The organism is Halosimplex rarum, assembly GCF_047715405.1.
Taxonomy (GTDB): domain Archaea; phylum Halobacteriota; class Halobacteria; order Halobacteriales; family Haloarculaceae; genus Halosimplex; species Halosimplex rarum.
In genome coordinates this window covers 3,436,764-3,458,164 of the sequence record NZ_CP180412.1, presented here as the reverse complement: position 1 = coordinate 3,458,164, position 21,401 = coordinate 3,436,764, and the positions used below count along the sequence as shown (strand labels likewise).

The following is a 21,401-nucleotide window of genomic DNA, read 5'->3' as shown; positions in this document are numbered from 1 at the left end:
GTGATTCGGTCCGGTCGGGGCGGATCGCGGCCGAACGGCTCGCGCGCGGCAGGTTGCGGCGGTGGCTCGCTCGCGGTGTCGGCGACGGCGGAGTCGGCCGTCACGTACGCGACTGTCAGTCCATCGTAGTCCGGTACCGAATCGTCGATGTAGGCGTCGAACGTGAGCTACCGCGCCGCGTTCGATCCCTCGTCGCTCGTCATTCCCTGCCGGTATCCCGCCCGCGCCGAGTTACGTGTCGGCGGCCGTCGCCGATGCCGGCGTCGCCAGCTAGAGTCGCTCCGCGACGTCCTCGGCGAAGTACGTGACGATGATGTCCGCCCCCGCGCGTTTGATCGATAGTAGCGATTCGTACGCGACGGCCTCCAGGTCCAGCCATCCCTTCTCGGCGGCCGCGTGGAGCATCGCGTACTCGCCGGAGACGTTGTACGCGGCGACGGGGTGATCGAACGACTCGCGCACGTCCGCGACCACGTCGAGGTACGGCAGCGCGGGCTTGACCATCAGCACGTCCGCGCCCTCCTCGACGTCGAGCGCGACCTCGCGCATCGCCTCACGGCCGTTCGCGGGGTCCATCTGGTAGTGGCGGCGGTCGCCGAACGCCGGCGCGCCGTCGGCGGCGTCGCGGAACGGCCCGTAGAACGCCGACTCGTACTTCGCCGCGTAGCTCATGATCGGCGTCGACTCGAACCCGCGCTCGTCCAGCGCCCCCCGGATCGCCCCGATCATCCCGTCGGTCATGCTGGACGGCGCGATCATGTCCGCCCCGGCCTCGGCGTGAGAGACGGCCGTCTTCCCGAGCAGGTCGAGCGTCCGGTCGTTGTCGACGGTCATGTGCGGCTCCTCGCGCGCATTGTCCTCCACGATGCCGCAGTGACCGTGGTCGGTGTACTCGCAGAGACACACGTCGGTGATGACGTATGCGTCGGTTTCGTCGGTGATCGCCCGGACGGCCCGCTGGACGACGCCGTCTTCAGCCCACGCCCGTGACCCCTCCGCGTCCTTCGACTCGGGGATGCCGAAGACGATGACGGCCTCGACGCCGGTCTCCAGGACTTCGCGGACGCGCTCGACGGCCCGGTCGACGGGCACCCGCTCGTGGCCGGGCATCGACTCGATCGCGACGCGCTCGTCGGTCGTCGCGTCGACGAACACGGGCGCGACGAGATCCGACGCCGACAGGTCCGTCTCGCGAACCAGCGGGCGGACGCCGTCGCTTCTGAGCCGACGCGGGCGACGTGTGAGATCCATACCCCGTTGTCGTCGCCTCTCGGTAATGAGACCACCGCCTCGGTCATGCCGCCCCGAATACTCCTACTCGAACCGCTCCGGCGTGATCCGTGAGAGGCGCATCGCGTTCCCGGTGACGCCGAGGCTCATCCCCATGTCGCCGACGACCACCGCGACCGCCACGGAGACGAGGCCGATGGGGACGCCGACGGCGAGCAGCGCCTTCACCCCGAGGCTGGCGACGATGTTCTGCCGGATGACGCCGTTCGCTTTGTGCGACAGCGCGTACAGGTACGGGAGCTTCCCGATGTCGTCGCCCATCAGGGCGATGTCGGCCGTTTCGAGCGCCGTGTCCGTCCCGGCCGCACCCATCGCGACGCCCACGTCGGCCGTCGCGAGCGCCGGCGCGTCGTTGATACCGTCGCCGACCATCGCGACGCTCCCGTACTCCGCCTGGAGCGACTCCACGGCCTCCACTTTCTCGTCGGGGAGCAGTTCGGCGCGGTAGTCGTCGACGCCGACCTGCTCGGCGATGGCCCGCGCGGTGCCTTCGTTGTCGCCGGTCAGCATCACGACCCGGGAGACGCCCAGTTCGTGCAGGCGCTCGACGGCGCGTTTCGACGCCGGCCGCACCTCGTCGGCGATGGCGATGACGCCCAGCAGCGCGGATTCCGTCCCGACGAGGACGACCGTCTTTCCCTCGCGCTCCAGCTCGGCGAGCGCGTCTCCGGGGAGGCGGCTGCCCGCCGGCGGTTCGCCGGTGACGGTACCGCCGTCGGTCCGCTGGTCACTTCCCGACGAGCCTCCGGTCGTCCCGCTCCCGGAGACGCCGTCGGTCGCGCTGCGGGCGTCCGCGAGGTCGAAGCCGAGTTCCGCGAACAGCGCCGGCTTGCCGGCGTAGTACGTCTCGCCGTCGAAATCGGCTCGGATGCCCTTCCCGGTCAGGCTCTCGAACCCGTCGGGTTCGGGCAGGTCGTCGACGCCGTCGGCGGCGGCGCGGGCGAGGACCGCGTCGGCGATGGGGTGTTCGCTCCGTCGCTCCAGTCCGGCCGCGTACCTGAGCAGGTCGCTCTCGGTCGTCTCGCCGGCCGGGACGACGTCGGTGACGGCGAGTTCGCCCTTCGTGAGCGTCCCCGTCTTGTCGACGGCGACGGCGTTGACCTCGCCCATCGCTTCGAGGTAGTTCCCGCCCTTGATCAGGACGCCGTTCTTCGCGGCGTTGGTGACGCCCGACACCACGGAGACCGGTGTCGAGATGACGAACGCACAGGGACACGCGATGACGAGCAGCGTGAGCCCGCGGACGAACCACGTCTGCCAGTCGCCGGCGAATGTGACGACGTACCCCGCGAGGTCGACCGAGACGGGGGCGTCTATCAGGAACGGCGGAATCGCCGCCGTCAGGATCGCCAGCACGACGACCGCCGGCGTGTAGTAGCCCGAGAAGCGGTCGACGAACTGCTCGGTCTCGGTCTTGTTCGCTTGCGCGCCCTGGACCATCTCGATGATCCGCGAGAGCGTCGAGTCGGCGGCCAGCGACGTGACCTCGACTTCGAGGTATCCCTCCTCGTTGATCGCGCCGGCGTACACCTCGTCGCCGGCCGCCTTGTCGACGGGGACGCTCTCGCCGGTGATCGGCGACTGGTCGACCGCGCTCTCGCCGTCGACGACGGTGCCGTCGAGCGGGATCTTCTCGCCGGGCCGGACGACGACAGTCTCGCCCACTTCCACGTCGTCGATCGAGACGGTCTGTTCCTCCCCGCCTCGCCGGACGGTCGCCTCGTCGGGAGACAGTTCCATCAGCTCGCGCAGCGAGTCGCGGGCCCGGTCCATCGCGTACTCTTCGAGCAGTTCGGCGACGCTGAAGAGGACGGCCAGCGTCGCCGCCTCGACGAAGTAGCCGATGCCGGTCGCGGCGACGATCGCCGTCCCCATCAGGAGGTCGATATCGAGGCTCAGGTTCTTCGCCGAGTAGTAGCCGCTGCGGACGACCGGGGCCCCGCTGACGGCGACGGCGCCGAGGAACAGCACGTCCGCGAGGGTCAGCGGGTAGTCGAGCACGCTCGCGACGGCGACGTCCTGTCCGGTGAGGACGAACTCGACGAGGAGGCCGAGCGTGACTAGCACCGCACCGATCCACGTCTTGATCGCCCGCGGACTCGTCCAGATGTCCGACGAGGGGGCGACCTCGACGCCGCCGGCGTCGTCCGGTTTGTCCTCGTCGCCCGCTTCGGCCTCGTCGTTGACGACCTCGTAGCCCGCGCCTTCGACGGCGGCGACCACGTCTGCTCTGGAGGCCCGGTCGGGATCGTAGGTCACCGTCGCCGAACCCGTCGTCGGCCGGAGATCGGTCTCGACCACGCCGTCGACGCGGCCGAGGCTCTTGTCGACCTTCCCCGCACACGAGGGGCAGTCCATCTCCGGCACGGAGAGGCGAGCCGTCAGCTCCTCCGTCCGTCCACCGGGGTCGCCGTCCCGCTCGTCAGCGTTCTCGGTCATTACCAGTACGTAGGCGTCGGAGCCCGATACGCGTTTCTCGGAATATTCCAACTGAGCGGTTGGAACGTTCCAAACACCGGGTACAGAATCGGTCAGAGTCGAGTCGACGAACCAGCCGTCGGACGCGTCTCGGCCGCGCGCTGTTCGGCCATGTGCGCCTCGGCGCGTCGCAGTCTGTAGGTGAGCGTCGAGCGGGGGACGCCGAGCACCTCGGCGAGACCGCCGACGTCGACCTCACGGGGCGTCTCGTAGTAGCCGTGTTCGACCGCCGCCCGGAGGGCTTCTTCCTGTTCGGGCGGCAGGTCGCCGTCGTCGCCGGGAGACGCACCCCGGGGCGACGCCGCCTCCGTCAATCGCTCGACTTCCAACTCGGCGCACTCGCCGACGTTCTCCTCGATGGCGTCGAAAAAGGCCCGCACGTCCCCGTCGCCGGCGTGGACGATCCGCCAGGTGTATCGCCGCGACTCGTTGCGCGTCTCGAAGAGGAGGCCGTCGCCGAGGTGGTCGAGGGCGATGTGCGGGACGGAGGCGCAGGCGGGCGTCCGCTCCCAGTAGGAGTAGAGCACGAGCGTGTCGCCCGAGCGGTCGAGGACCTGCGTCTCCTGGGTGGCGCCGCAGTCCTCGGTCGCGAGGCAGTCCGCGTAGTAGTCGGCGGTGAGGAAGGCGTCCTCGACGGCGGCGAGTGCCTCCTCCGGGCCGGTGACGTGGTCGACGCGCCAGAGGCTCTCGGCGGTGGCGTGCAGCGAGAGCGAGCGGATCCGCGCCTCGGGACGGGCGGCGAGGGCGTCGGCCACCTCGTTGCACCCGGGTTCGTAGTCGAGGGAGAAGACGAGTTCGCGCATACCCGAACGTAGCGACCAGACGCACAAAAGTCGTCACGTGAATCGGCGGGCGGCGGCGGACGCGGAGTAGCGGAAGACATTTGACCCGCACGCTCCGACCGGTCAGACGAATGGCGTCTCTGGAAACGGCCGACCGGTCCCGCCTGCGCGGGTTCGCCGAGGACTACGGCCTGATACTCGTCGCCGGGTTCTTCTTCGCGCTCGCCGTCGCCGGCGTGGTCCTGTTCGTCTTCGGCGACGAGGCGTTCGCCCAGCGGATCATCGACGACTACGGTCTCCCTGCGCTGCTCCCGATCTTCGTCCTCGAAGGCGCGATGCTGCTGTACTTCGCGCCGAGCGAGGCGCTCGTCCCCGGCGCCATCGAGTTCCTCGCGACCGAGCCCTCGGGCTACGAGTGGGGGACGATCGCCCTCATCTTCGTCGTCGCGACGGTCGGCGCGACGGTCGGTCAGGTCTGCCTGTTCCTGCTCGCCAAGCGCGGCGGCCGCGAGTGGCTGCTCCAGAAGCCGTGGTTCCGCATCGAGGAGTCGAAACTCGACCGCTTCGACGGCTGGTTCGACCGCTGGGGCAAGTGGGCGGTGCTCGTCAGCAACGCGCTCCTGTTCACCCGCGGCATGCTGACCGTCCCCGCCGGCGTCGCCGAGATGGACGTCCGCGAGTTCGCCGCGCTCTCGGCGGTCGGCACGGTCATCTTCGAGGCGTGGCTCGCCGTCGCGTACCACTACGCCGTCTCACTCGGCCTCCTGAACTTCTTCTGAGCGGCGCGGGAACGGCTCTCAGGCCACCCCAACGCTTTCGCCCCGGCCGCGCGACTCGCCGGTATGCCCGGTCCCGTCTTCCTCCGCGGCGACGGCGTCACGCTCCGACCCGTCGAGGAGTCCGACTGCGAGTTCTTCCGCCGTCACGCGAACCACCCGGACGTCCGTCCCGGCTTCGGCGGCGGTTCGCCGGCCTCGGCCGACGATGTCGCCGACCGGATCGAATCGATGACCGAGTCCGACGACAGCGAGACGTTCCTCGTCTGCGCCGACGACGGGGACGACTCGGGGTCCGCCCAGCGAGTCGGCGAGGCGTTCTGTTTCGACCTGTACGAACAGCGCGGGAGCGTCGAGATCGGCTACTGGATCGCGCCAGACCACCAGGGCAACGGCTACGCGACCGCGGCGGCCGAGCGACTGGTCGAGTACTGCTTCGCCGAGCGGCGCCTCCACAAGGTCGACGCGCGCGTCCTGGCGTTCAACGACGGGTCGCGGCGCGTCCTGGAGAAAGTCGGGTTCGAGCCCGAGGGCCGACGACGCGACGAGTACTACGTCGACGGGGAGTACGTCGACGCCGAGCTGTACGGGATCGTCGCGGACGAGTGGGACGGACCGCGAGCCGGCGCGTCTGACCCCGACCGCGAGGCCGGGCCGAAGGAGGGCGACCGCTGATGCCCGGTCCGGCCTTCCTCCGGGGCGAGCGCGTCACGCTCCGGCCTCCGGAGGACGAGGACCTCGACTTCCTCCAGCGGACTCACAACGACCCGGACGTCCGGCGGTCGATGCCGCGGGTCCACCCGCAGAACCGCGAGGCGACCCGCGAGGAGTACGTCGAGGGGTTCGACGAGTCGGTCGGCCTACTGATCTGTGACGGCGCGGACGACGACGGTGAAAGAGGAGAGGGAGAGGCAGCGGCAGATCCCGAACGCCTCGGCTTCTGCGCGTTGTTCCGTATGGACGCGGACTCCGGACGCGCCGAGGTCGGCGCGTGGCTCGCGCCCGACGCCGAGGGGCAGGGGTACGCCACGGAGGCCCTCTCGCTCCTGATCGACTACGCCTTCGCCGAGCGGCGGCTCCACCGGCTGAACGCGGGTCGGCTGGCGACCAACGACCGGTCGGCGGCGCTCCTGGAACGGCTGAGATTCGTCGAGGAAGGGCGGCGAGAAGACTTCTACTTCGTCGGCGGTGAGTACGTCGACCGCGTCGAGTACGGCCTGCTGGCGTCCGACTGGGACGGCGCGTAGCGGCGACGCCGTCGACCGGCGACCTGTTCGTCCCCGGCCGGTGCGCTCAGCCGTCGACGTCCGCTTCGGGGTCTGCGACTTGCTCGTCCACCCACTCGGCGGCCCGCTCGACCTCCTCGGGGTCGGTGCCGGTCACCTTCACCCGGCCGGGCTCGCCGCGGCTAGCGGGGTAGCTGCCGACGGCCACGTCGAAGCGGTCGCGGACGCCGTCGAGGACGTGTTTCAGCGCGCCCTCCGGCGTCGACGTGGCGACCGACGCCGAGACGACGTCGCCGCCGAACTCGTCGGCCACCGAGTCGAACATCACCTTCAGTTCCTGGGGGAACCCGGGGAAGACGTAGACGTTCTCGACGACGCAGCCCGGGTTGAAGCTCTCTTCCGTCTGGATGGGGCGGGCGTCCGCGGGGAGGGCGGCCGTCTCGTCCAGGTCGAGGTCGAAGTCGTGTTCCGCGTAGTACTCGGGGTTCTCCTCGCGGTAGCGCCGGGCCTTCTCGGCGACTCGCTCGCGGACCGCGGGGTCGACTTCCAGGTCGCGGCCGAAGGCGTCCGCGACGGCCTCGACGGTCACGTCGTTGGGCGTATCGCCGAGGCCACCGGTGACGATCACGGCGTCGAAGGCGTCGGCGTACTCGCGAACTCGCCGCGCGATCAGGGCGCGGTCGTCGGGGATGGTGAGCATCCGCGTGACGGTGGCGCCGCGTTCGGCGAGCTGGCGGGCCAGCCAGGTCGCGTTCGTGTTCTCGGTGTCGCCCGCGAGCAGTTCGTCGCCGACCGTGACGAGCGCGACTTGCATGGACGAGACGTGGGGATCGGACGGGTAAACGCTACCGGCTCGGGGACTTTCCGTCTCCGGCCCGGCGCGCGTTTCGACCCGGCCACTTTCGGCTCGGCCCGTATTCGGCGCGGGGCTCCACGCCCCGGAACCGACGCGGTCGGACTCGACGGCGGTCAGTCGTCGGCCGGCGACTCCGCGGCACCGGCTTCGTCGGCGGTCACGCTCTCGTTCTCCCGGACCTCGACGGCCTCGATCAGCAACTCGGCCACGTCGACCACCTCGACGTCGTTCTCGAAACCGCCGGTCTTGCGGCCGTCCTCGAACATCGTGGTACACATCGGGCAGGCGACGACGAACTTCTCGACGGCCCCGCCGGCGCTCGTGTCCTCCAGCGCCTCGCGCAGCCGTTCTTCGCTGGGCTTGGGGTCCTCGTCGAACTCCATCCAGAGGCCGCCGCCGCCCCCACCACAGCAGAACGAATCGTCGCGGTTGCGCGGCATCTCGGCGAGTTCGCAGCCGGTTTCTCGGACCAACTCGCGCGGCGCCTCGTACTCGCCGTTGTACCGGCCGAGGTGACACGGGTCGTGGTAGGTGACGGTGTAGTCGAGTTCGTCGCCGCGGAGGCCCAGACGCCCCTGGTCCACGAGGTCCTCGACGACCTGCGTCCAGTGGAAGACGGGGGCGCCCGCCCAGTTCTCGTCGGGCACCTCCATCATCGGGTCGTCGGCGAACTCCTGGAAGTCGAGTTCGGGGTACTCGTTGGCGAAGGTGTTGAACGCGTGGGGGTCGGTGCAGACGATCCGCTCGAACTCACAGTCGTCGAAGGCGTCGACGAGCGTCGCGGCCTGCTCGACGAAGAGGAACTCCTCGCCGACGCGGCGCACGTCGTTGCCGTCGTACACCTCGTCGTCGTAGAGGATGCCGTAGTCCACGTCGGCCTCCTCGAACAGGCGAGCGAGCGAGCGGGCGACCTTCTTGTTTCGGTCGTCGAAGCTCGGGTAGTCGCCGACGTACCAGAGGTACTCGACGGACTCCTCGCGGGCGTCCGCGGGCTCGGCGTCCAGCGGGTCGGCCCAGTCGGCGCGGTTGCGCTGGGACTCGCCGAAGGTGTTGCCCTGCTGCATGACGTTCTGGAAGGTGTCCTGGACGTTGCGGTCGAGGTCGCCCTGGTCGACGAGCTGGCGATTCATCCGGGTGAAGGAGGTGAGGTGTTCGATATCGACGGGACAGGCGTCCATGCAGGCCATGCAGGCCATGCAGGACTCCATGGTCTCGGCGTCGATGACCGACGTGCCGCCGTCGGCGACGATAGGGACCTCTTCCTCGCCGGCGTCGCGGGCGTCGCGGTAGCTCTTCAGGTCGAGGATCACGTCGCGCGGGTCGAGCGGGCGCCCGGACGCCTTCGCGGGACAGGCCGACGAACAGCGGCCGCACTTGGTACAGGCGTCCTGGTCGAGCAGCTCCTTCCAGGTGAAGTCGTCGATGGACTCGGCGTTGGTGGCGTCGAGGTCGGCGGGGACGCCCGGCAGGCGCTTGCCCGCGTCCTCGTCGCGCGTGACGACGTTGGCGTACGACGAGAGCATGTGGAAGGGCTTGCCCATCGGGATGGCGGCGATGAAGGCGAGCGCGAGAATCGAGTGGCTCCACCAGACGACCGGGTACGTCGCCTCGGCCATCGCCGGGGTCATCCCCGCGCCGTCGAGGGCCAGAGCGGTCGCCCACCCGACGAAGCTCACCGTCTCGAAGTCCGGGTAATTCTGTCCGAGGATGCGAACGCCCTCGGTGAGGTAGCCGCCGACCCCCAGGAGAAAGAGGGTCCAGACGAAGAGATCGTCCTCGGCGCTGGTGTGGCGGCCCCAGAGGCGGCCCTGGCGGGCGGCGTAGCGACGGTAGAGGAGCACGCCGAGTCCGACGACAAAGAGGAGGCCCATCGCGTCTACGACGAAGGAGTACGAGAGGTAGAAGTCGCCGACGAAAAAGGACTCGCCGGTCAGCGGTCGATAGAAGTCCATGTCGATCCCCAGGATAGTGGTCGCGATGAGCAGGGTGAGAAAGCCCCAGAGGACGAACGCGTGGGCGAGGCCGGCGACGACGTCGCGATCGCGGAGCGTCCGGTTCGAGAGGACGGTCCCCGCGGCGTCGACGATCCGCCGGGGCAGGTCGTCGAGCCGCGGGAACGGGTCCTCTTCGCCCTCGGCGTAGCGGGCGACCCGGCGGTACGAACCGAGCAGGAAGACGACGATGGCGACCGCGGCGAGATAGTAGAAGGCCGCCTTCCCGACCGGACCGATCCCCCAGAACGTGGGGCGCGTCGGCGCTCCGGACTGGAGTACAGACATACTAGATGGCGGGCAACCGCCCGCTTAAAGCTTGCTACGAACTCACACGACAATGGTTCACAATCGTTGCGGAGTTTGTCGATCTCGCGGATGCTCGCCCCAGAGAAGTGACAAAACGTCGATACACAGGTGTCAACAATTATTTATGTGTACGGGCCCGGACTCATGGTCGGGGATGGACGACAAGACCGAAGAACTGCGGGACATCTTCATGGACGTCTCCGACGAGGGGACGGTCACGGAGAGCCAGGAAGAGCCTCGGGGCTCTATCACGAAGACGGCCGACGAGGAGGCGGTCCGCGAGCGCCTGCGGGGGGTAATCGAGTCGCTCGACGACCGCTACGGCCTCGCCACCGACTTCGAGACGGCGACGTACGTCCGGCTCGTCCGCGCGTTCTACGACGACGAGTCCGACGCGGCGATCGCCGACGAACTGGACGCGTCCGAGGACGAAGTGTTCCGCGCACGCATGGATTTGCACCTGCTCCGGGGGGACGACACCGACGCGCCGTTCGACGTCTGCGAGTTGCGACGGCGCCGCGACGCGAGCGACGAGACGCTCGCGGCCGAGTTCGGCGTCGACGAAACGTCGGTCCGCCACTACCGCCGCGTCGTCGCCGCTCAGGACGTCGCCCGGGCCGCGAACCACCGCTATCAGACCGAATTCGACGAGATCCTCACCGACGCCGCTCTCTCCGGGCATTTCACCGACCAGATAACGGAGGACGGCCTCGACGAGGCCGCCGAGGACATCGAAACCGACGTCTCGTTCTGACCGGCGGCGCTCCGTTCTTTGCGCGAGCGATTCTCGCCGACGGGTAGCGCTGAGGCTGGCGAGCATTTATGTCCGAAAGCGCGGCCACGGCGCCCTATGCACACGTTCCGCGACGTGGCGACGGCGGCGTACTGCCCGCGGAAGCTCTACTACCGCCACCGCGACCCCGCGGCCGACGAGGAGATCCCACAGGAAGTCCGCGCGCGTCGGGACCTGGCCTTCCGCTATCGGGAACTGCTGGAGTCGGACCCCGAGATCCAGGCAGCGCCCATCGAGGTGACACCGACGCAGTACCGCTCGCGACTGGGCCGCTTGCAGGCGACGCTCGACGCGTGGGACGACCTCGTCGACCCCGCCGGCCGCGAGGTCGTGCTGGAAGGCCGGGAGTGCCGCGGCGTCGCGCACAAGGTGCTGGAGGGGCCTCCCCGCCCGTCGCTGGTGTTCGCCGGCTCACCGCCCGAACAGGGCGTCTGGGAGCCACAGACCGTCAGACTCGTCGCCGCCGCGAAGGCCCTCGCCTGGGAGCACGAGACGACCGTCGAGACCGCCATCGCCGAGTACCCCGCCTACGGCGTCGTCCGCGAGGTCCCGCTGACCACTCGCCGGAAGGCGACCTACCGGTCCGCGATCCGTACCGCGGAATCGATCGATGGCCCGCCCTCCCGCACGTCGAACCGTCAGAAGTGCTCGCCCTGCGAGTACCAGGGACAGTGCGGGGTAGTCACCAGGTCACTGAGATCGATGCTCTAGGGACCCCCTGTTCGCTCGATCCGGCCGCGGTCAGTCGACAGCGGTGGTCGCTCCCGTCGACGACGCGATCCGACGAGCGCGGGATCGAGAGCCGGCCCACTCGTCCACGCGTTTTCGGCCAAGGGTTATCCGTAGGCGAAGCGTATGATATTTCATGGATAATTATGACTAAATCTGCCAGACCGGTCCCGAACCTCGGGTCGTTTCTGAGTCTCGGCTCCTTGCTGCTAATCGCGGGCGTTCTCGCCCACGCGCTCTACGGCCTGAGCGGGGAGTGGCCGGTCGGCCTCGACGGGAGGGTCGGCACGCTCTTCCTCGTCGTCGGGACCGTCTTCGTGGGAATCTCACTGGTGGCCCAACTCCGAACCCACCGAGCGGCGAGGGAGTAGGCCGACGCGTTCGAGGGTGAACCGACACAGTTCTGTCGCGGCTGGAGCGGTTGACCGTCCGCTCCGTCCGCGACGGCGTTCGCCACTCGCCGTCGCGTCTTTCGCTCGGCACAGCGTCTGTCTCGCACCTGAACGGGGCTCTCTTCGGAAGTAGTCACGTCTCCGCGACGCTGACAGTCATCGCGTGACGCGAGGACTCGAACCCGAGCGATTCGTAGAACGCCAGGGCGCGCTCGTTCCCCACGTCGACTTCAAACTCATAGTCGTACGGAAGCCACAGGCTTCGACGTAGCGACGGACGACTCATTCGTGCCTGTCGAGCCACGCCTCGATCTCCGCGCTCATCGCGCCGCGGCGGTGGATCTCGCCCGCCTGGACGTCGACGACGGTGCTCTCCGCACCCCCAGTCCGGCCGCCGTCGAGCACGACGCTCACCGCCTCGCGAACCTCGTCGCTCAACTCGGTGACCTCGCGGACGCTCCCGGTCCCGCTGAGATTCGCGCTCGTCGCGGTCACTGGGACGTCACAGGCACCGAGGAGTTCGAGCGCCAGCTCGTGGTCCGGCACTCGAACACCCACGCGGTCGCGCCCGGCGGTCAGCACGTCCGGCACCACCTCCTTGCGCTCGACGACGACGGTGACCGGTCCCGGCAGAAACTCCCGCATGAAGGCCAGTTCGCGCTCCGTCGGGTCGGTGTACTCCCGCGCGCGCTCGACGCTCGGGACGCCCAGCGAGACGGGCTTGTCCCGCGGCCGGCCTTTCACCGCGAACACCCGCTCGACGGCGTCGGCGTCGATAGCGTTCGCGCCGAGCCCGTAGACCGTCTCCGTCGGGTAGACCACCGACTCGCCGTCCTCGATCGCCCGCGCAGCCTGCGCTACGTCGTTCATATCCGAGGATCCGACGACGGTCGGGAAAAGCGTGACGCGACGGAACCCGCTTTGGCCCCGGAACCCGTCCCGCGCTCAGTCGTCGGCGTCCGCGGTCTCCGCTCGCGGGATCGTCACGTCGGGCAGGTTCGCCTCGATCTGCTCGCGTCGGTCCTCGAACTTCCCGGGGAGGACGAGCCGGCCGCCCAGGTCGTCGAGCGGTTCGTCGCTGTCGTAGCCCGGGCCGTTGGTGGCGAGTTCGAAGAGGACGCCGCCGTGCTCTCGGAAGTACACCGATCGGAACCAGTGGCGGTCGATCTGCGTCGTCGGGCTCAGCCCCTCCGAGCGGGCGACCTTCCGGATCGCCTCCTGGTCCGCGTCGGTCGGCGTCTGGAACGCGACGTGGTGGACCGTCCCGCGACCCTGTCGCCCCGACTCGACGGTCGGCAGCACGTCGACGTACTTCCCGACCGTCCCCGGCGCGGCGAAGCGCGTCCGCTCGTCGCCCGGCGTGTCGCCCGGTGACTGCTCGGTGCCGACCTCCTCGAAGCCCATCCGCCGGAGCAGTCCCTCGGTCGGCTCGGCGTCGACGAGCCAGAGGGTCACCGAGTGGAATCCGCGGATGGCTGCGCTCTCCGGCACGAACTCCGTCCACGGCTCGGTCGGGTCGTCGTCGTGGATCTCGACCTCGACCAGTTCGACCGGGAGCCCGTCGGGGTCGCGGAAGGGAAGCACTGTTTCGCCGAACCGCTCGACGCGTTCGTCGTAGTCGACGCCGTAGTCGTCGAACCGCTCCTCCCAGTAGTCGAGGCTCCCCTCGGGGACGCGGAACGCCGTCCGGGAGACCTGGCCGGAGCCGACCTTCCCCTTGCCCGTCTGTTCTCCCCAGGGGAAGAACGTCATGCTCGTCCCCGGGTTCCCCTCGGCGTCCGCGAAGAAGAAGTGGTACGCGCTCGGATCGTCCTGGTTGATCGACCGCTTGACGAGTCTGAGTCCGAGCGTCTCGACCCAGAAGTCGAGGTTCTGCTGCGGGTCGCTCGCGATGCAGGTTACGTGGTGGACGCCCGGCGTCTTCGTGTCGTCTGTCATTGGTCTCCCGTATGGACTGCTCCTACTTCAGTAGGCGCTGACATCAGTGTAACCGGGATATCATGGTGTGAGTGCCCCGGATCGAAGGTCTTCGGTCCGCTCGCTAGCAGTACTCTGGACCGGACTCGACGATAGGAGTTGAAAGCCCTCGACCCGCTCGCGGCCGCTGAGCGGGATATCCTCACTCCGTTCGGATAGTGCCCGCTCAGGCGACTCCGTTCGCTTCGCTCACCGCGAGCGGGCCTCACGGCTCCCGTTGGTCGCCGTTCGGCCAACCGTGGCGCTCCCTACGGTCGCGCCACGCGCGCCTCGCCCTTTCAATCCACCAGGAGAGCAAGCTCTCCTGAGCCCTGCCTCGCTCCACTCGGCAGGACGCCAGGAAAACGGCCAAACCACCGCACAGCCCCGCGCCTCACACCTCCCCAACCGACTGCGGTGCTCGCTTCGCTGCGCTCCTCATCCCTCGCGCGGCTACGTCGCGGCACGGAGGCCGCGACAGCGCGCGCCACCGCACCTCATCTCCGGTTACAGAAACGCCAAACCGACGCCGCGGGTCACAACTCCTCGATGACTTCGCCGACTTCGTCGTAGTCGGGGAACTCGGGCCACTGGGACGCGACCCAGGCGTACTGGACGACCCGCTCCTCGTCGAGCGCGAAGACGGCGGGGCGGGGTTCCTCGATGCCGGCCATGCCGTCGAGGTCGTTGACGATGTCGAAGCGCTCGGCGACGTCGTTGCCGGGGTCTGAGTAGAGCCGCGCGTCGACGCCCCGCGACTCCAGCAGGTCGGCGTGCTCGTACGGCGAGGAGATGGACAGACCGACGACCTCGCAGTTGTCGCGGTCGAGCCACCCGCGGTCGCGGATCTCGTTCCAGACGTACGTCGCCGGGAACGCGCCGTCCATCGGGTGGAACACGAGGACGACGGGCTGCTCGTCGGTCAGTTCCGAGAGGGAGACGTCCTCCCAGTACTCCTCGTTGACGAGCGGGCGCTCGAAGTCGGGGACGCGGTCGCCCTCCTCGGGGTGGTCGGTCTCGGGGAGGTCGACGACGTCGAAGTCGAGTTCCATCAGGCGACCCCCATCCCGCGTTCGCCGTAGGTGGCGTCGAGGTACTCGACGATATTGGCGCTCTCGGACATCGTGACGCCGGTGGACTCGTCGACGATGGCGGGGACGGTGCGCTTGCCCGTCAGGCGCTGGACCACGTCGCGGTCACTGTGCATCGGTTCGACGAACCGCGAGCGGTAGTCCAGGTCGTACTCCTGAAGCTTCCTGGTCACCCGCTCGCAGAACGGACAGGCCTGCAACCGATAGAACGTGATGGCTGGCTCGCTCATCTCGACGTGAAGTACGGCCAACGGCCGGGTAAGCGCTTCGCCGTCAGCCACCCAGATATTTAAGTGCGAACGGGCGACCAACCCGGCGCGTGACCGACTACGGCTCGTCCGGCGTTCGTCGACGGACCGGCGTCCGATCCCCGACCGGTGGCGCCCACACCGATCGAGCGACGAGTCCTGTCGTCGGCGTGGTGGTCCTCGTCGGGATAACGGCGCTGCTGGCGTCGCTCTCGCTGGCGGCCGTCGGACTGGACCACGCCCGTCCCGCGGCCGCGCCCCAGGCCCACCTGAGCGCGGAGCTGTCGGCGACCGACGGCTGGCCGGACGGCCAGCGACTCCGACTCGTCCACGAGGCCGGCGAGACGCTCGCAGTGGAGGACCTGACGCTGGTCGTCGAACTGGTGCGGACGGGCGAGCGCGCCAGACTGACCGACTTCCCCACGCGGCGACTCACGGACGAACACGTCGAGGGGGCGGCCCTGTTCGACCGGACGTACGCCGGCGTCGACGGGGAACTCGACGCCGCCCACGGCGACGGCCGATGGGAGAGCGGGGAGACCGCGTCGCTCCGGATCGCACAGCACGAATTCGACGTACGCCCCGGCGACAGCGCCGTGATCCGCGTCGTCCACCGGCCGAGCGGTGCGACCATCACGAACGTCGAGGTGGCCGCCTCGTGATCGGTCGGATTCACCGAATCTCCACCAGAAACAGACCGTTGCGGCCTGTTTGTCGCCCGAAATGGGGGGTCCGGTATGACAAGCCTTAATTTCGCCCCACGACAAGTCTCGCCGTCGATGGGTATACCCGCAGTGGCGTGGCCGAGCGTGGCGCCCGCCGCACAGCAGACGATCAACGTCTACGGATACGTCGTCCCGAAGAGCGCCGTTGCCACAGCCGGAGTGCTCCTGATCGCCGTCCTGATCGGGCTCTCGGCGTTTTTCTCCTCGTCGGAGATCGCGATGTTCTCACTCCCCTCTCACCGCATCGAGGGGCTCGTCGAGGAGGGGCGCCGCGGATCGAACACCCTCAAGGGCCTCAAGGCGGACCCGCACCGACTCCTGGTGACGATCCTCGTCGGGAACAACCTCGTCAACATCGCGATGTCCTCTATCGCGACGGGGCTGTTCGGCCTCTACCTGAGCCAGGGCCAGGCCGTCGCGGCCGCCACCTTCGGCATCACCGCTATCGTCCTGCTGTTCGGCGAGAGCGCACCAAAGTCCTACGCCGTCGAGAACACCGAATCGTGGGCGTTGCGGGTCTCGCGCCCGCTGAAGATGTCCGAGTACGTCCTCCTGCCGCTCATCGTCCTGTTCGACTACCTCACCCGGATCGTCAACAAGGTGACCGGCGGGCGCTCGGCGATCGAGTCCTCGTACGTCACTCGCGAGGAGATCCAGGACATGATCGAGACCGGCGAGCGCGAGGGCGTCCTCGACCAGGAGGAGCGCGAGATGCTCCAGCGTACCCTGCGATTCAACAACACCATCGCCAAGGAGGTCATGACGCCGCGCCTCGACATGGATGCCATCTCGACGGACGCCTCCGTTTCCGAGGCCATCGAGCAGTGCATCCACAGCGGCCACGCACGCCTACCCGTCTACGAGGGTAGCCTGGACAACGTCATCGGCGTCGTCAACATCCGCGATCTGGTCCGCGACCAGAACTACGGCGAGAACGGCGACCTCGACCTCGAGGACCTCATCGAACCGACGCTGCACGTCCCCGAGTCGAAGAACGTCGACGAACTCCTGACGGAGATGCGCGACGAGCGCCTGCACATGGTCATCGTCATCGACGAGTTCGGGACGACCGAGGGGCTCGTGACGATGGAGGACCTCACCGAGGAGATCGTCGGCGAGATCCTCGAAGGCGGCGAGGACGAACCGATCGAGCACGTCGGCGACGACACCGTCGTCGTCAAGGGCGAGGTCAACATCGAGGAGGTCAACGAGGCGCTGGAGATCGACATCCCGGAGGGCGAGGAGTTCGAGACCATCGCCGGGTTCATCTTCAACCTCGCCGGCCGCCTCGTCGAGGAGGGCGAAGTGGTCGACTACGACGGCGTCGAGATCACCGTCGAAGGCGTCGAGAACACCCGGATCATGAAGGCCCGCGTCACTCGCACCCCGGAGTACGACCCCGACGACACCTCCAGCGAGGAGGAACTCGAAGCCGACACCAGCGAAGCCCAGCCCGAGTGATCGGCGCGACCAGCCCGCGTCGACCGCCCGCTTTTCCCCGGATCCGAACTCGGACCGCGCGACCGACTGAGAGGGACGCTCGTCCGGTCACCGTCCGGAACGCCATCGTTTCACCTGGAACTACACTGCGTAGCGACGGGAGGCGACTCGACAGGACGACATCTGGTCGACGACGGCATCCCTCCGGCGCGGTCGGGATCCCGGTCACGAGTCGATGTCGGCGCGCCCGCTCGTGGCGCTCAGGAGTCGGTCGCGGAGGCCGTCGCCGTCGTCGACGGGGACGCGCACGTCGAAGGAAGCCCGCTCGGCGTAGTCGGCGTCGAACTCGACGCCGACGCTCTCTAAGATGCCCCGGACGGTGCCGGAGTCGTCGTAGTCGACGGCGACCGAGAAGTTCTCGTGGGGGCGTTCGGTCGTCGTGCCGGCGGCATCGAGACCGTCTTTGACCGCCCTGGAGTACGACCGCGCGAGCCCGCCCACGCCGAGGTTCGTGCCGCCGTAGTAGCGGGTGACGACGGCGACGACGTTCTCGACGGCCTCCTGCTGGAGGACGTTCAGCGCGGGGTCGCCGGCCGAACCCGACGGTTCGCCGTCGTCGCTGGCCCACTCGCGGAAGGGGTCGGCCCGCACGCGGTAGGCGGGAACGTTGTGCGTAGCGTCGTCGTACTCCTCGCGGATCGCGGCGACGAACGACTCGGCCGCCTCGACCGTGCGAGCGGGAGCGACATGGCCGATGAACTCCGAGCCGCGCACTTCGAAGCGTGCCGCTCCACGGCCGGCAACGGTCCGATAGGGCTCGTCGCTCGTGCCGGGCTCGTCTGTCACGACTCGCCGTTCGCGCCGGTGGCTCTTAGACCTCATCGTCGCCGCCCGACCGCCCGCGGACCCACGTCAGGTCGAGGTGACCCTCGACCTCTTCGCCGCCGAGACTCTCCGGGCGGTTCGGAGCCGACACCTCCGCCTCGTACTCGTCCGGCGGCGGGAGCGTCACTTCGGCGTCGCCGACGCGAAGCGTGAACGAGTGGCCGGTCGCCAGCCTCTCGACGGCCTCCAGTTCCTCCCCGAAGGCCGACCGCGCCTTCGCCGCGTCGTTCTCTCCCCAGCCGTACTCTGCGACGTCCGCCGACTGACCGCCGAGGACGGCGTTCAGCGCACCGCCGAGCACGTCGACGGCCGTCGCCTGGTCCTCGATCGAGGAGACCAGCAACAGCACGACGAGCAGAACGGAAGCAGGGAGACGAACGCGTGGTAGGCGATGCTTCCCGCCATGAACGTCAGCCGCTCGGCGCGCGCCTCACGGACGACCGCGCGAGCCAGCGTCGCCGCTCGTCGGAACGCGGACATGAACCGCTTACGGGCTGGAGTTTGAAAACGAGGGGGCCGACGGACGCAGGGGCCGCGGCTACACCTCTCAGCGCAACTCGATCTTGTGGACGAACGCCATCCCGCGGATCTCGTTCAGGAGGTCGCCGGGGATCTCGCCGTCGGTGATGACGTAGAGCTTCGGTTCGTCGGTGAACTCGGGGTCCTCGCTGATGGTCTGGCGGATGGAGATGCCGCGGTCGGCGATGGCGCCCGTGACGGTCGAGACGATGCCCGACTCCTCGGCGTCGCGGACGGTGATCGCCAGCGCCGTCAGGTCGAGGACGGGTGCGAGGTCCATCAGGCTCGGGATCGCGGAGATGTTCTGGAAGATCCGGCGGAGCTGGTCGTCGGCGAGGATGGCGTCGGTGGTGGCGTCGACGACCCGGCGGTCCACGTCGATCTCGCGGGCGATGCCGGTATTGGGGATCTCGATGCCGCCGGAGACGACCCGCCCCTCGTCGTTGACGGAGAAGCCGCGTTCGAGGATGAGACGGATGACCGCCTGCTGGCTGGGCGAATCGGCGAACTTCTCCATGATCGCGTCGAAGGTCGCCGTCTCGGCGTCGACGTCGTCTGCGCCCCTGTCGACGTCGTCCGCGCGCTCGTCGCTCATTATAGCTCGCCTTTCGTGCTCGCCACGTCGCCGCGGCGCTCGTCGATCCGCGTGGCGTCGTCGAGCGCGCGGGCGAGGCACTTGAACAGCGCCTCGACCTCGTGGTGGGCGTTCTCGCCCTCGACGCCGGCGTGGAGCGTGAGCCCGGCGTTCATCGCCAGCGAGCGCAGGAAGTGCTGGGCCATGTGACTGGTCATCTCGCCCACCGAGTCCTGCGAGAACTCGCCGTCGAAGTCGAAGTACGGGCGCCCGCTCACGTCGACGACGACCGACGCCACGGCCTCGTCGAGGGGGACCTTCCGGTCGGCGAAGCGACGGATGCCGCGCTTGTCGCCCAGCGCGTCGGTGAACGCTTCGCCGAGGGTGATCGCCACGTCCTCGACGGTGTGGTGGTCGTCGACCTCCAGGTCGCCGTCGCACTGGACGGTGAGGTCGAACAGGCCGTGGGTGGCGAACGACCCGAGCATGTGGTCGAGAAAGCCGATCCCCGTGTCGACGGTGGCGTCGCCGTCGCCGTCGACGTCGAGCGTGACTTCTATCGCCGTCTCGGCGGTCTCGCGGGATACCGCCGCCGTCCGCTGAGTCATGTCACGACCAAGCGCACCCGTCTATTTGGCCGTTGTGTTCGTTCGAGCCGTGGTCACGGGGCGCTGACGGGCGTCCATCACCTGCGTCCGTCGCCCGACGGCGCGGCGTCAGCCGGCCGTCAGACGCGCGTCTGCCCGGGCTTTACGTCCGGTTGCATCGATGACACGAGTATGGACCGTCACTGGACGCTCGACCTCGTGGCGCTGTCGGGCATCGCCGCCGGGTTCGTCCTCTTCGCGGCCGGCGAGTCGGCCGTCCTCGCCGGCGTCGTGGCCGCCGCCAGCGCGTACGCGCTCGTCCTCCCCGAGTTCGTCGCGTCCAGCCGACGGGCCAGTCCCCGCTGACCCCTCCCACCGACCGCGACTGCCGCCCCGCTGGTCCCGGCGGTCGCGGATTCTTCCGCCGCCCCGCTCGTCGCGAGGACGTCGCGTTCAGTTGTCGACGGCGGCCGTCTCGCCTGCCTCGCGGGCCTCCCGTCGTCCCTCCGCGACGCGTGCGACGACGACCACCGTCAGCGCGGCCACGAGCGGGGCGAGGAGCAGTCGCATGGCCGTCGCCGCGCCGGCGTCGCCGACGACGAAGCCCATGAGCGCGGGCACGCCGCCGACCGAGACGGCGGACACCGCCGACGCGAGCGCGTTGACCGGCCCGCTGTACTCGGGAGCGGCGTCGGTCGCGTAGGCCATCATCGTCGGGAACACGCCCGAGACGAGCAGGCCGATGGCGACCACCCCGGCGAGCACCCACAGGCCGTCGGCGAGGAAGAACGTGAACGCGAACGCCGGGACGAGCAGGCCGAGGACGCCCACGAGCAGGGTGAGCGGGCCGAGCCGGTCGCTGAGGGCACCGCAGGCGAACCGCCCGGGGACGTAGGCGACGAGCATCGCGGTCAGGGTCGCCTCCGCCCACCCGGCGGGGAGCTCGGCGCGCGCGTAGTAGGGGAGCCAGGTGAACAGGCCGCCCTCGACGCCGGTCACGAAAAAGAGCATGGCGAGCAGCGCCAGCACCTCGGGCCGGCGGACCAGCTCGGCGAGGTCCTCGCGCGTCAGCGGTTCCTCGCTCGATTCGACCGCGGGCGCCCGGAGCGAGCGGAACGCGACCGCGAGCGCGAGCACGCAGACCCCGAGCGCGCCGTAGACGAACCGCCACGACCCCAATCGCAACGCGAGGACGACCGCTAGCGGGCCGAGGGCGGCGCCGACCGCCCAGGTCCCGTCGTAGAGGTTGTAGACGCGTCCGCGGACGCTCGGGTAGAAGTGACTCAGGAGCGGTCTGTCGAGCGCGCGGAAGAGCCCGACCGCCGCCCCCTGAACGGTGAGCGCGCCGAGGAACACGAGAAACGACGGGGCCAGTCCCATCGCGAGGAGCGCGGTGCCGGTCACGAACGCGCCGACCGCGATGAGTCGCCGCACGTCGACGCGCCCCGCGCTCGACCCGACGACGAGGATGACCAGCAGGTAGCCGACGGTCCCCGCCGGCGCGACGAGCCCGAGCTGCCACTCGGGCACGGTGAAATACCCCTCCAGCGTCGGGAGCACGGCGCCGCGGACCTGCATCACGGCGCCCGTGAACGCCATCGTCAGGAAGATCGCGGCCGTCCACAGCCGGCGGTTCCTCGGGTCGGCGGCGTCGTCGGAGCCCGTCGCCTCAGCGGGGCCGGCGGCCTCCTCACTCACCGCCAGCCCTCCCGCCGCGGCCCCCGGGGCGACTCGCCGGCGCTCGGCGCTCGTTC

At 69.2% G+C, this 21,401-nt stretch carries 24 protein-coding genes and 1 pseudogene; 9 read left to right on the top strand and 16 right to left on the bottom strand.

Annotation, left to right across the window (positions count from 1 at the left end; all coding sequences use genetic code 11):
• Window positions 1-270 precede the first annotated feature (270 nt).
• From hemB to ACMGFH_RS16490, 3 genes are all read right to left on the bottom strand, one after another.
• Window positions 271-1,251, bottom strand: a complete 981-nt coding sequence (hemB, locus tag ACMGFH_RS16500; protein ID WP_415379549.1) for a porphobilinogen synthase — start codon at window positions 1,249-1,251, stop codon at window positions 271-273.
• A 63-nt stretch (window positions 1,252-1,314) separates the two neighbouring features.
• Complete coding sequence (locus ACMGFH_RS16495) at window positions 1,315-3,729, bottom strand: heavy metal translocating P-type ATPase (RefSeq protein ID WP_415379548.1); 2,415 nt, start codon at window positions 3,727-3,729, stop codon at window positions 1,315-1,317.
• Window positions 3,730-3,821: 92 nt separating this feature from the next.
• Window positions 3,822-4,571: a helix-turn-helix domain-containing protein gene (locus tag ACMGFH_RS16490; protein ID WP_415379547.1), complete on the bottom strand. Its 750-nt coding sequence runs from the start codon at window positions 4,569-4,571 to the stop codon at window positions 3,822-3,824.
• A 110-nt stretch (window positions 4,572-4,681) separates the two neighbouring features.
• Here ACMGFH_RS16490 and ACMGFH_RS16485 point away from each other — a divergent pair, with 110 nt between their 5' ends.
• From ACMGFH_RS16485 to ACMGFH_RS16475, 3 genes are all read left to right on the top strand, one after another.
• Window positions 4,682-5,329, top strand: coding sequence for a DedA family protein (locus ACMGFH_RS16485; RefSeq protein WP_415379546.1), 648 nt, complete (start codon window positions 4,682-4,684; stop codon window positions 5,327-5,329).
• A gap of 63 nt (window positions 5,330-5,392) precedes the next feature.
• On the top strand, window positions 5,393-6,001 hold the full coding sequence (locus tag ACMGFH_RS16480; RefSeq protein ID WP_415379545.1) for a GNAT family N-acetyltransferase: 609 nt from the start codon (window positions 5,393-5,395) through the stop codon (window positions 5,999-6,001).
• Window positions 6,001-6,573, top strand: a complete 573-nt coding sequence (locus tag ACMGFH_RS16475; protein ID WP_415379544.1) for a GNAT family N-acetyltransferase — start codon at window positions 6,001-6,003, stop codon at window positions 6,571-6,573. Before ACMGFH_RS16480 ends, ACMGFH_RS16475 begins: the two co-directional genes overlap by 1 nt.
• A 46-nt stretch (window positions 6,574-6,619) precedes the next feature.
• Here ACMGFH_RS16475 and ACMGFH_RS16470 read toward each other — a convergent pair whose 3' ends face one another.
• A complete protein-coding gene (locus ACMGFH_RS16470; RefSeq protein WP_415379543.1) occupies window positions 6,620-7,366 on the bottom strand; it encodes a competence/damage-inducible protein A in 747 nt (248 codons plus the stop codon).
• A gap of 155 nt (window positions 7,367-7,521) precedes the next feature.
• Window positions 7,522-9,687: a heterodisulfide reductase-related iron-sulfur binding cluster gene (locus ACMGFH_RS16465; RefSeq protein WP_415379541.1), complete on the bottom strand. Its 2,166-nt coding sequence runs from the start codon at window positions 9,685-9,687 to the stop codon at window positions 7,522-7,524.
• A 175-nt stretch (window positions 9,688-9,862) separates the two neighbouring features.
• Between ACMGFH_RS16465 and ACMGFH_RS16460 the strand changes: the two genes are divergently transcribed.
• The 3 genes from ACMGFH_RS16460 to ACMGFH_RS16450 all read left to right on the top strand — a co-directional run bounded on the left by ACMGFH_RS16460 (window position 9,863) and on the right by ACMGFH_RS16450 (window position 11,601).
• Complete coding sequence (locus tag ACMGFH_RS16460; protein WP_415379540.1) at window positions 9,863-10,462, top strand: conditioned medium-induced protein 4; 600 nt, start codon at window positions 9,863-9,865, stop codon at window positions 10,460-10,462.
• A gap of 96 nt (window positions 10,463-10,558) precedes the next feature.
• Entirely contained in the window at window positions 10,559-11,212 is a 654-nt protein-coding gene (locus ACMGFH_RS16455) for a hypothetical protein (RefSeq protein ID WP_415379539.1), read from the top strand.
• Between the two features lie 164 nt (window positions 11,213-11,376).
• Window positions 11,377-11,601: a hypothetical protein gene (locus ACMGFH_RS16450; RefSeq protein WP_415379538.1), complete on the top strand. Its 225-nt coding sequence runs from the start codon at window positions 11,377-11,379 to the stop codon at window positions 11,599-11,601.
• 154 nt (window positions 11,602-11,755) lie between these two features.
• Here the strand turns inward: ACMGFH_RS16450 and ACMGFH_RS16445 are convergent, their stop codons facing one another.
• The 5 genes from ACMGFH_RS16445 to ACMGFH_RS16425 form a co-directional block, all read right to left on the bottom strand.
• Window positions 11,756-11,908 (bottom strand): hypothetical protein, encoded by a 153-nt coding sequence (locus ACMGFH_RS16445; RefSeq protein ID WP_415379537.1) that lies wholly within the window; start codon window positions 11,906-11,908, stop codon window positions 11,756-11,758.
• Window positions 11,905-12,492: an L-threonylcarbamoyladenylate synthase gene (locus tag ACMGFH_RS16440; RefSeq protein WP_415379536.1), complete on the bottom strand. Its 588-nt coding sequence runs from the start codon at window positions 12,490-12,492 to the stop codon at window positions 11,905-11,907. Before ACMGFH_RS16440 ends, ACMGFH_RS16445 begins: the two co-directional genes overlap by 4 nt.
• A gap of 75 nt (window positions 12,493-12,567) precedes the next feature.
• Window positions 12,568-13,560, bottom strand: a complete 993-nt coding sequence (locus ACMGFH_RS16435) for a ring-cleaving dioxygenase (RefSeq protein WP_415379535.1) — start codon at window positions 13,558-13,560, stop codon at window positions 12,568-12,570.
• A gap of 554 nt (window positions 13,561-14,114) precedes the next feature.
• Window positions 14,115-14,630, bottom strand: coding sequence for a redoxin domain-containing protein (locus ACMGFH_RS16430; protein WP_415379534.1), 516 nt, complete (start codon window positions 14,628-14,630; stop codon window positions 14,115-14,117).
• Window positions 14,630-14,899 carry a glutathione S-transferase N-terminal domain-containing protein gene (locus ACMGFH_RS16425; protein WP_415379532.1) on the bottom strand — a complete coding sequence of 90 codons (270 nt, stop codon included), beginning with the start codon at window positions 14,897-14,899 and terminating at the stop codon, window positions 14,630-14,632. The genes ACMGFH_RS16430 and ACMGFH_RS16425 overlap by 1 nt, the downstream gene beginning before the upstream one ends.
• Before the next feature lie 89 nt (window positions 14,900-14,988).
• Here ACMGFH_RS16425 and ACMGFH_RS16420 point away from each other — a divergent pair, with 89 nt between their 5' ends.
• Together ACMGFH_RS16420 and ACMGFH_RS16415 are read left to right on the top strand one after the other, a co-directional pair.
• Entirely contained in the window at window positions 14,989-15,579 is a 591-nt protein-coding gene (locus ACMGFH_RS16420; protein WP_415379531.1) for a type IV pilin, read from the top strand.
• Window positions 15,580-15,696: 117 nt separating this feature from the next.
• Window positions 15,697-17,103 carry a hemolysin family protein gene (locus ACMGFH_RS16415; protein WP_415379530.1) on the top strand — a complete coding sequence of 469 codons (1,407 nt, stop codon included), beginning with the start codon at window positions 15,697-15,699 and terminating at the stop codon, window positions 17,101-17,103.
• Between the two features lie 204 nt (window positions 17,104-17,307).
• Here ACMGFH_RS16415 and ACMGFH_RS16410 read toward each other — a convergent pair whose 3' ends face one another.
• The 5 genes and pseudogenes from ACMGFH_RS16410 to hisB form a co-directional block, all read right to left on the bottom strand.
• Entirely contained in the window at window positions 17,308-17,928 is a 621-nt protein-coding gene (locus ACMGFH_RS16410) for an IMPACT family protein (protein WP_415379529.1), read from the bottom strand.
• A 25-nt stretch (window positions 17,929-17,953) separates the two neighbouring features.
• Entirely contained in the window at window positions 17,954-18,268 is a 315-nt protein-coding gene (locus ACMGFH_RS16405) for an amphi-Trp domain-containing protein (RefSeq protein ID WP_415383273.1), read from the bottom strand.
• 29 nt (window positions 18,269-18,297) lie between these two features.
• Window positions 18,298-18,447, bottom strand: a pseudogene (locus tag ACMGFH_RS16400) (YihY/virulence factor BrkB family protein); the annotation flags it as partial.
• A 67-nt stretch (window positions 18,448-18,514) separates the two neighbouring features.
• Window positions 18,515-19,003 carry an amino acid-binding protein gene (locus ACMGFH_RS16395; RefSeq protein ID WP_415383272.1) on the bottom strand — a complete coding sequence of 163 codons (489 nt, stop codon included), beginning with the start codon at window positions 19,001-19,003 and terminating at the stop codon, window positions 18,515-18,517.
• 77 nt (window positions 19,004-19,080) lie between these two features.
• The gene (gene hisB, locus ACMGFH_RS16390) at window positions 19,081-19,668 is read right to left on the bottom strand and encodes an imidazoleglycerol-phosphate dehydratase HisB (protein WP_415379527.1); all 588 of its coding nucleotides are present in this window, start codon (window positions 19,666-19,668) and stop codon (window positions 19,081-19,083) included.
• Between the two features lie 171 nt (window positions 19,669-19,839).
• Between hisB and ACMGFH_RS16385 the strand changes: the two genes are divergently transcribed.
• On the top strand, window positions 19,840-20,013 hold the full coding sequence (locus ACMGFH_RS16385; protein ID WP_415379526.1) for a hypothetical protein: 174 nt from the start codon (window positions 19,840-19,842) through the stop codon (window positions 20,011-20,013).
• Window positions 20,014-20,100: 87 nt separating this feature from the next.
• On the opposite strand, the gene ACMGFH_RS16380 is transcribed toward ACMGFH_RS16385, so the two are convergent.
• Window positions 20,101-21,345 carry an MFS transporter gene (locus ACMGFH_RS16380; RefSeq protein WP_415379525.1) on the bottom strand — a complete coding sequence of 415 codons (1,245 nt, stop codon included), beginning with the start codon at window positions 21,343-21,345 and terminating at the stop codon, window positions 20,101-20,103.
• Window positions 21,346-21,401 lie beyond the last annotated feature (56 nt).

Bases quoted from the DNA above. Each gene is read 5' to 3' on its own strand.
- hemB (WP_415379549.1), bottom strand. From the start codon at position 1,251: ATGGATCTCACACGTCGCCCGCGTCGGCTCAGAAGCGACGGCGTCCGC.
- ACMGFH_RS16495 (WP_415379548.1), bottom strand. From the start codon at position 3,729: ATGACCGAGAACGCTGACGAGCGGGACGGCGACCCCGGTGGACGGACG.
- ACMGFH_RS16490 (WP_415379547.1), bottom strand. From the start codon at position 4,571: ATGCGCGAACTCGTCTTCTCCCTCGACTACGAACCCGGGTGCAACGAG.
- ACMGFH_RS16485 (WP_415379546.1), top strand. From the start codon at position 4,682: ATGGCGTCTCTGGAAACGGCCGACCGGTCCCGCCTGCGCGGGTTCGCC.
- ACMGFH_RS16480 (WP_415379545.1), top strand. From the start codon at position 5,393: ATGCCCGGTCCCGTCTTCCTCCGCGGCGACGGCGTCACGCTCCGACCC.
- ACMGFH_RS16475 (WP_415379544.1), top strand. From the start codon at position 6,001: ATGCCCGGTCCGGCCTTCCTCCGGGGCGAGCGCGTCACGCTCCGGCCT.
- ACMGFH_RS16470 (WP_415379543.1), bottom strand. From the start codon at position 7,366: ATGCAAGTCGCGCTCGTCACGGTCGGCGACGAACTGCTCGCGGGCGAC.
- ACMGFH_RS16465 (WP_415379541.1), bottom strand. From the start codon at position 9,687: ATGTCTGTACTCCAGTCCGGAGCGCCGACGCGCCCCACGTTCTGGGGG.
- ACMGFH_RS16460 (WP_415379540.1), top strand. From the start codon at position 9,863: ATGGACGACAAGACCGAAGAACTGCGGGACATCTTCATGGACGTCTCC.
- ACMGFH_RS16455 (WP_415379539.1), top strand. From the start codon at position 10,559: ATGCACACGTTCCGCGACGTGGCGACGGCGGCGTACTGCCCGCGGAAG.
- ACMGFH_RS16450 (WP_415379538.1), top strand. From the start codon at position 11,377: ATGACTAAATCTGCCAGACCGGTCCCGAACCTCGGGTCGTTTCTGAGT.
- ACMGFH_RS16445 (WP_415379537.1), bottom strand. From the start codon at position 11,908: ATGAGTCGTCCGTCGCTACGTCGAAGCCTGTGGCTTCCGTACGACTAT.
- ACMGFH_RS16440 (WP_415379536.1), bottom strand. From the start codon at position 12,492: ATGAACGACGTAGCGCAGGCTGCGCGGGCGATCGAGGACGGCGAGTCG.
- ACMGFH_RS16435 (WP_415379535.1), bottom strand. From the start codon at position 13,560: ATGACAGACGACACGAAGACGCCGGGCGTCCACCACGTAACCTGCATC.
- ACMGFH_RS16430 (WP_415379534.1), bottom strand. From the start codon at position 14,630: ATGGAACTCGACTTCGACGTCGTCGACCTCCCCGAGACCGACCACCCC.
- ACMGFH_RS16425 (WP_415379532.1), bottom strand. From the start codon at position 14,899: ATGAGCGAGCCAGCCATCACGTTCTATCGGTTGCAGGCCTGTCCGTTC.
- ACMGFH_RS16415 (WP_415379530.1), top strand. From the start codon at position 15,697: ATGGGTATACCCGCAGTGGCGTGGCCGAGCGTGGCGCCCGCCGCACAG.
- ACMGFH_RS16395 (WP_415383272.1), bottom strand. From the start codon at position 19,003: ATGGAGAAGTTCGCCGATTCGCCCAGCCAGCAGGCGGTCATCCGTCTC.
- hisB (WP_415379527.1), bottom strand. From the start codon at position 19,668: ATGACTCAGCGGACGGCGGCGGTATCCCGCGAGACCGCCGAGACGGCG.
- ACMGFH_RS16385 (WP_415379526.1), top strand. From the start codon at position 19,840: ATGGACCGTCACTGGACGCTCGACCTCGTGGCGCTGTCGGGCATCGCC.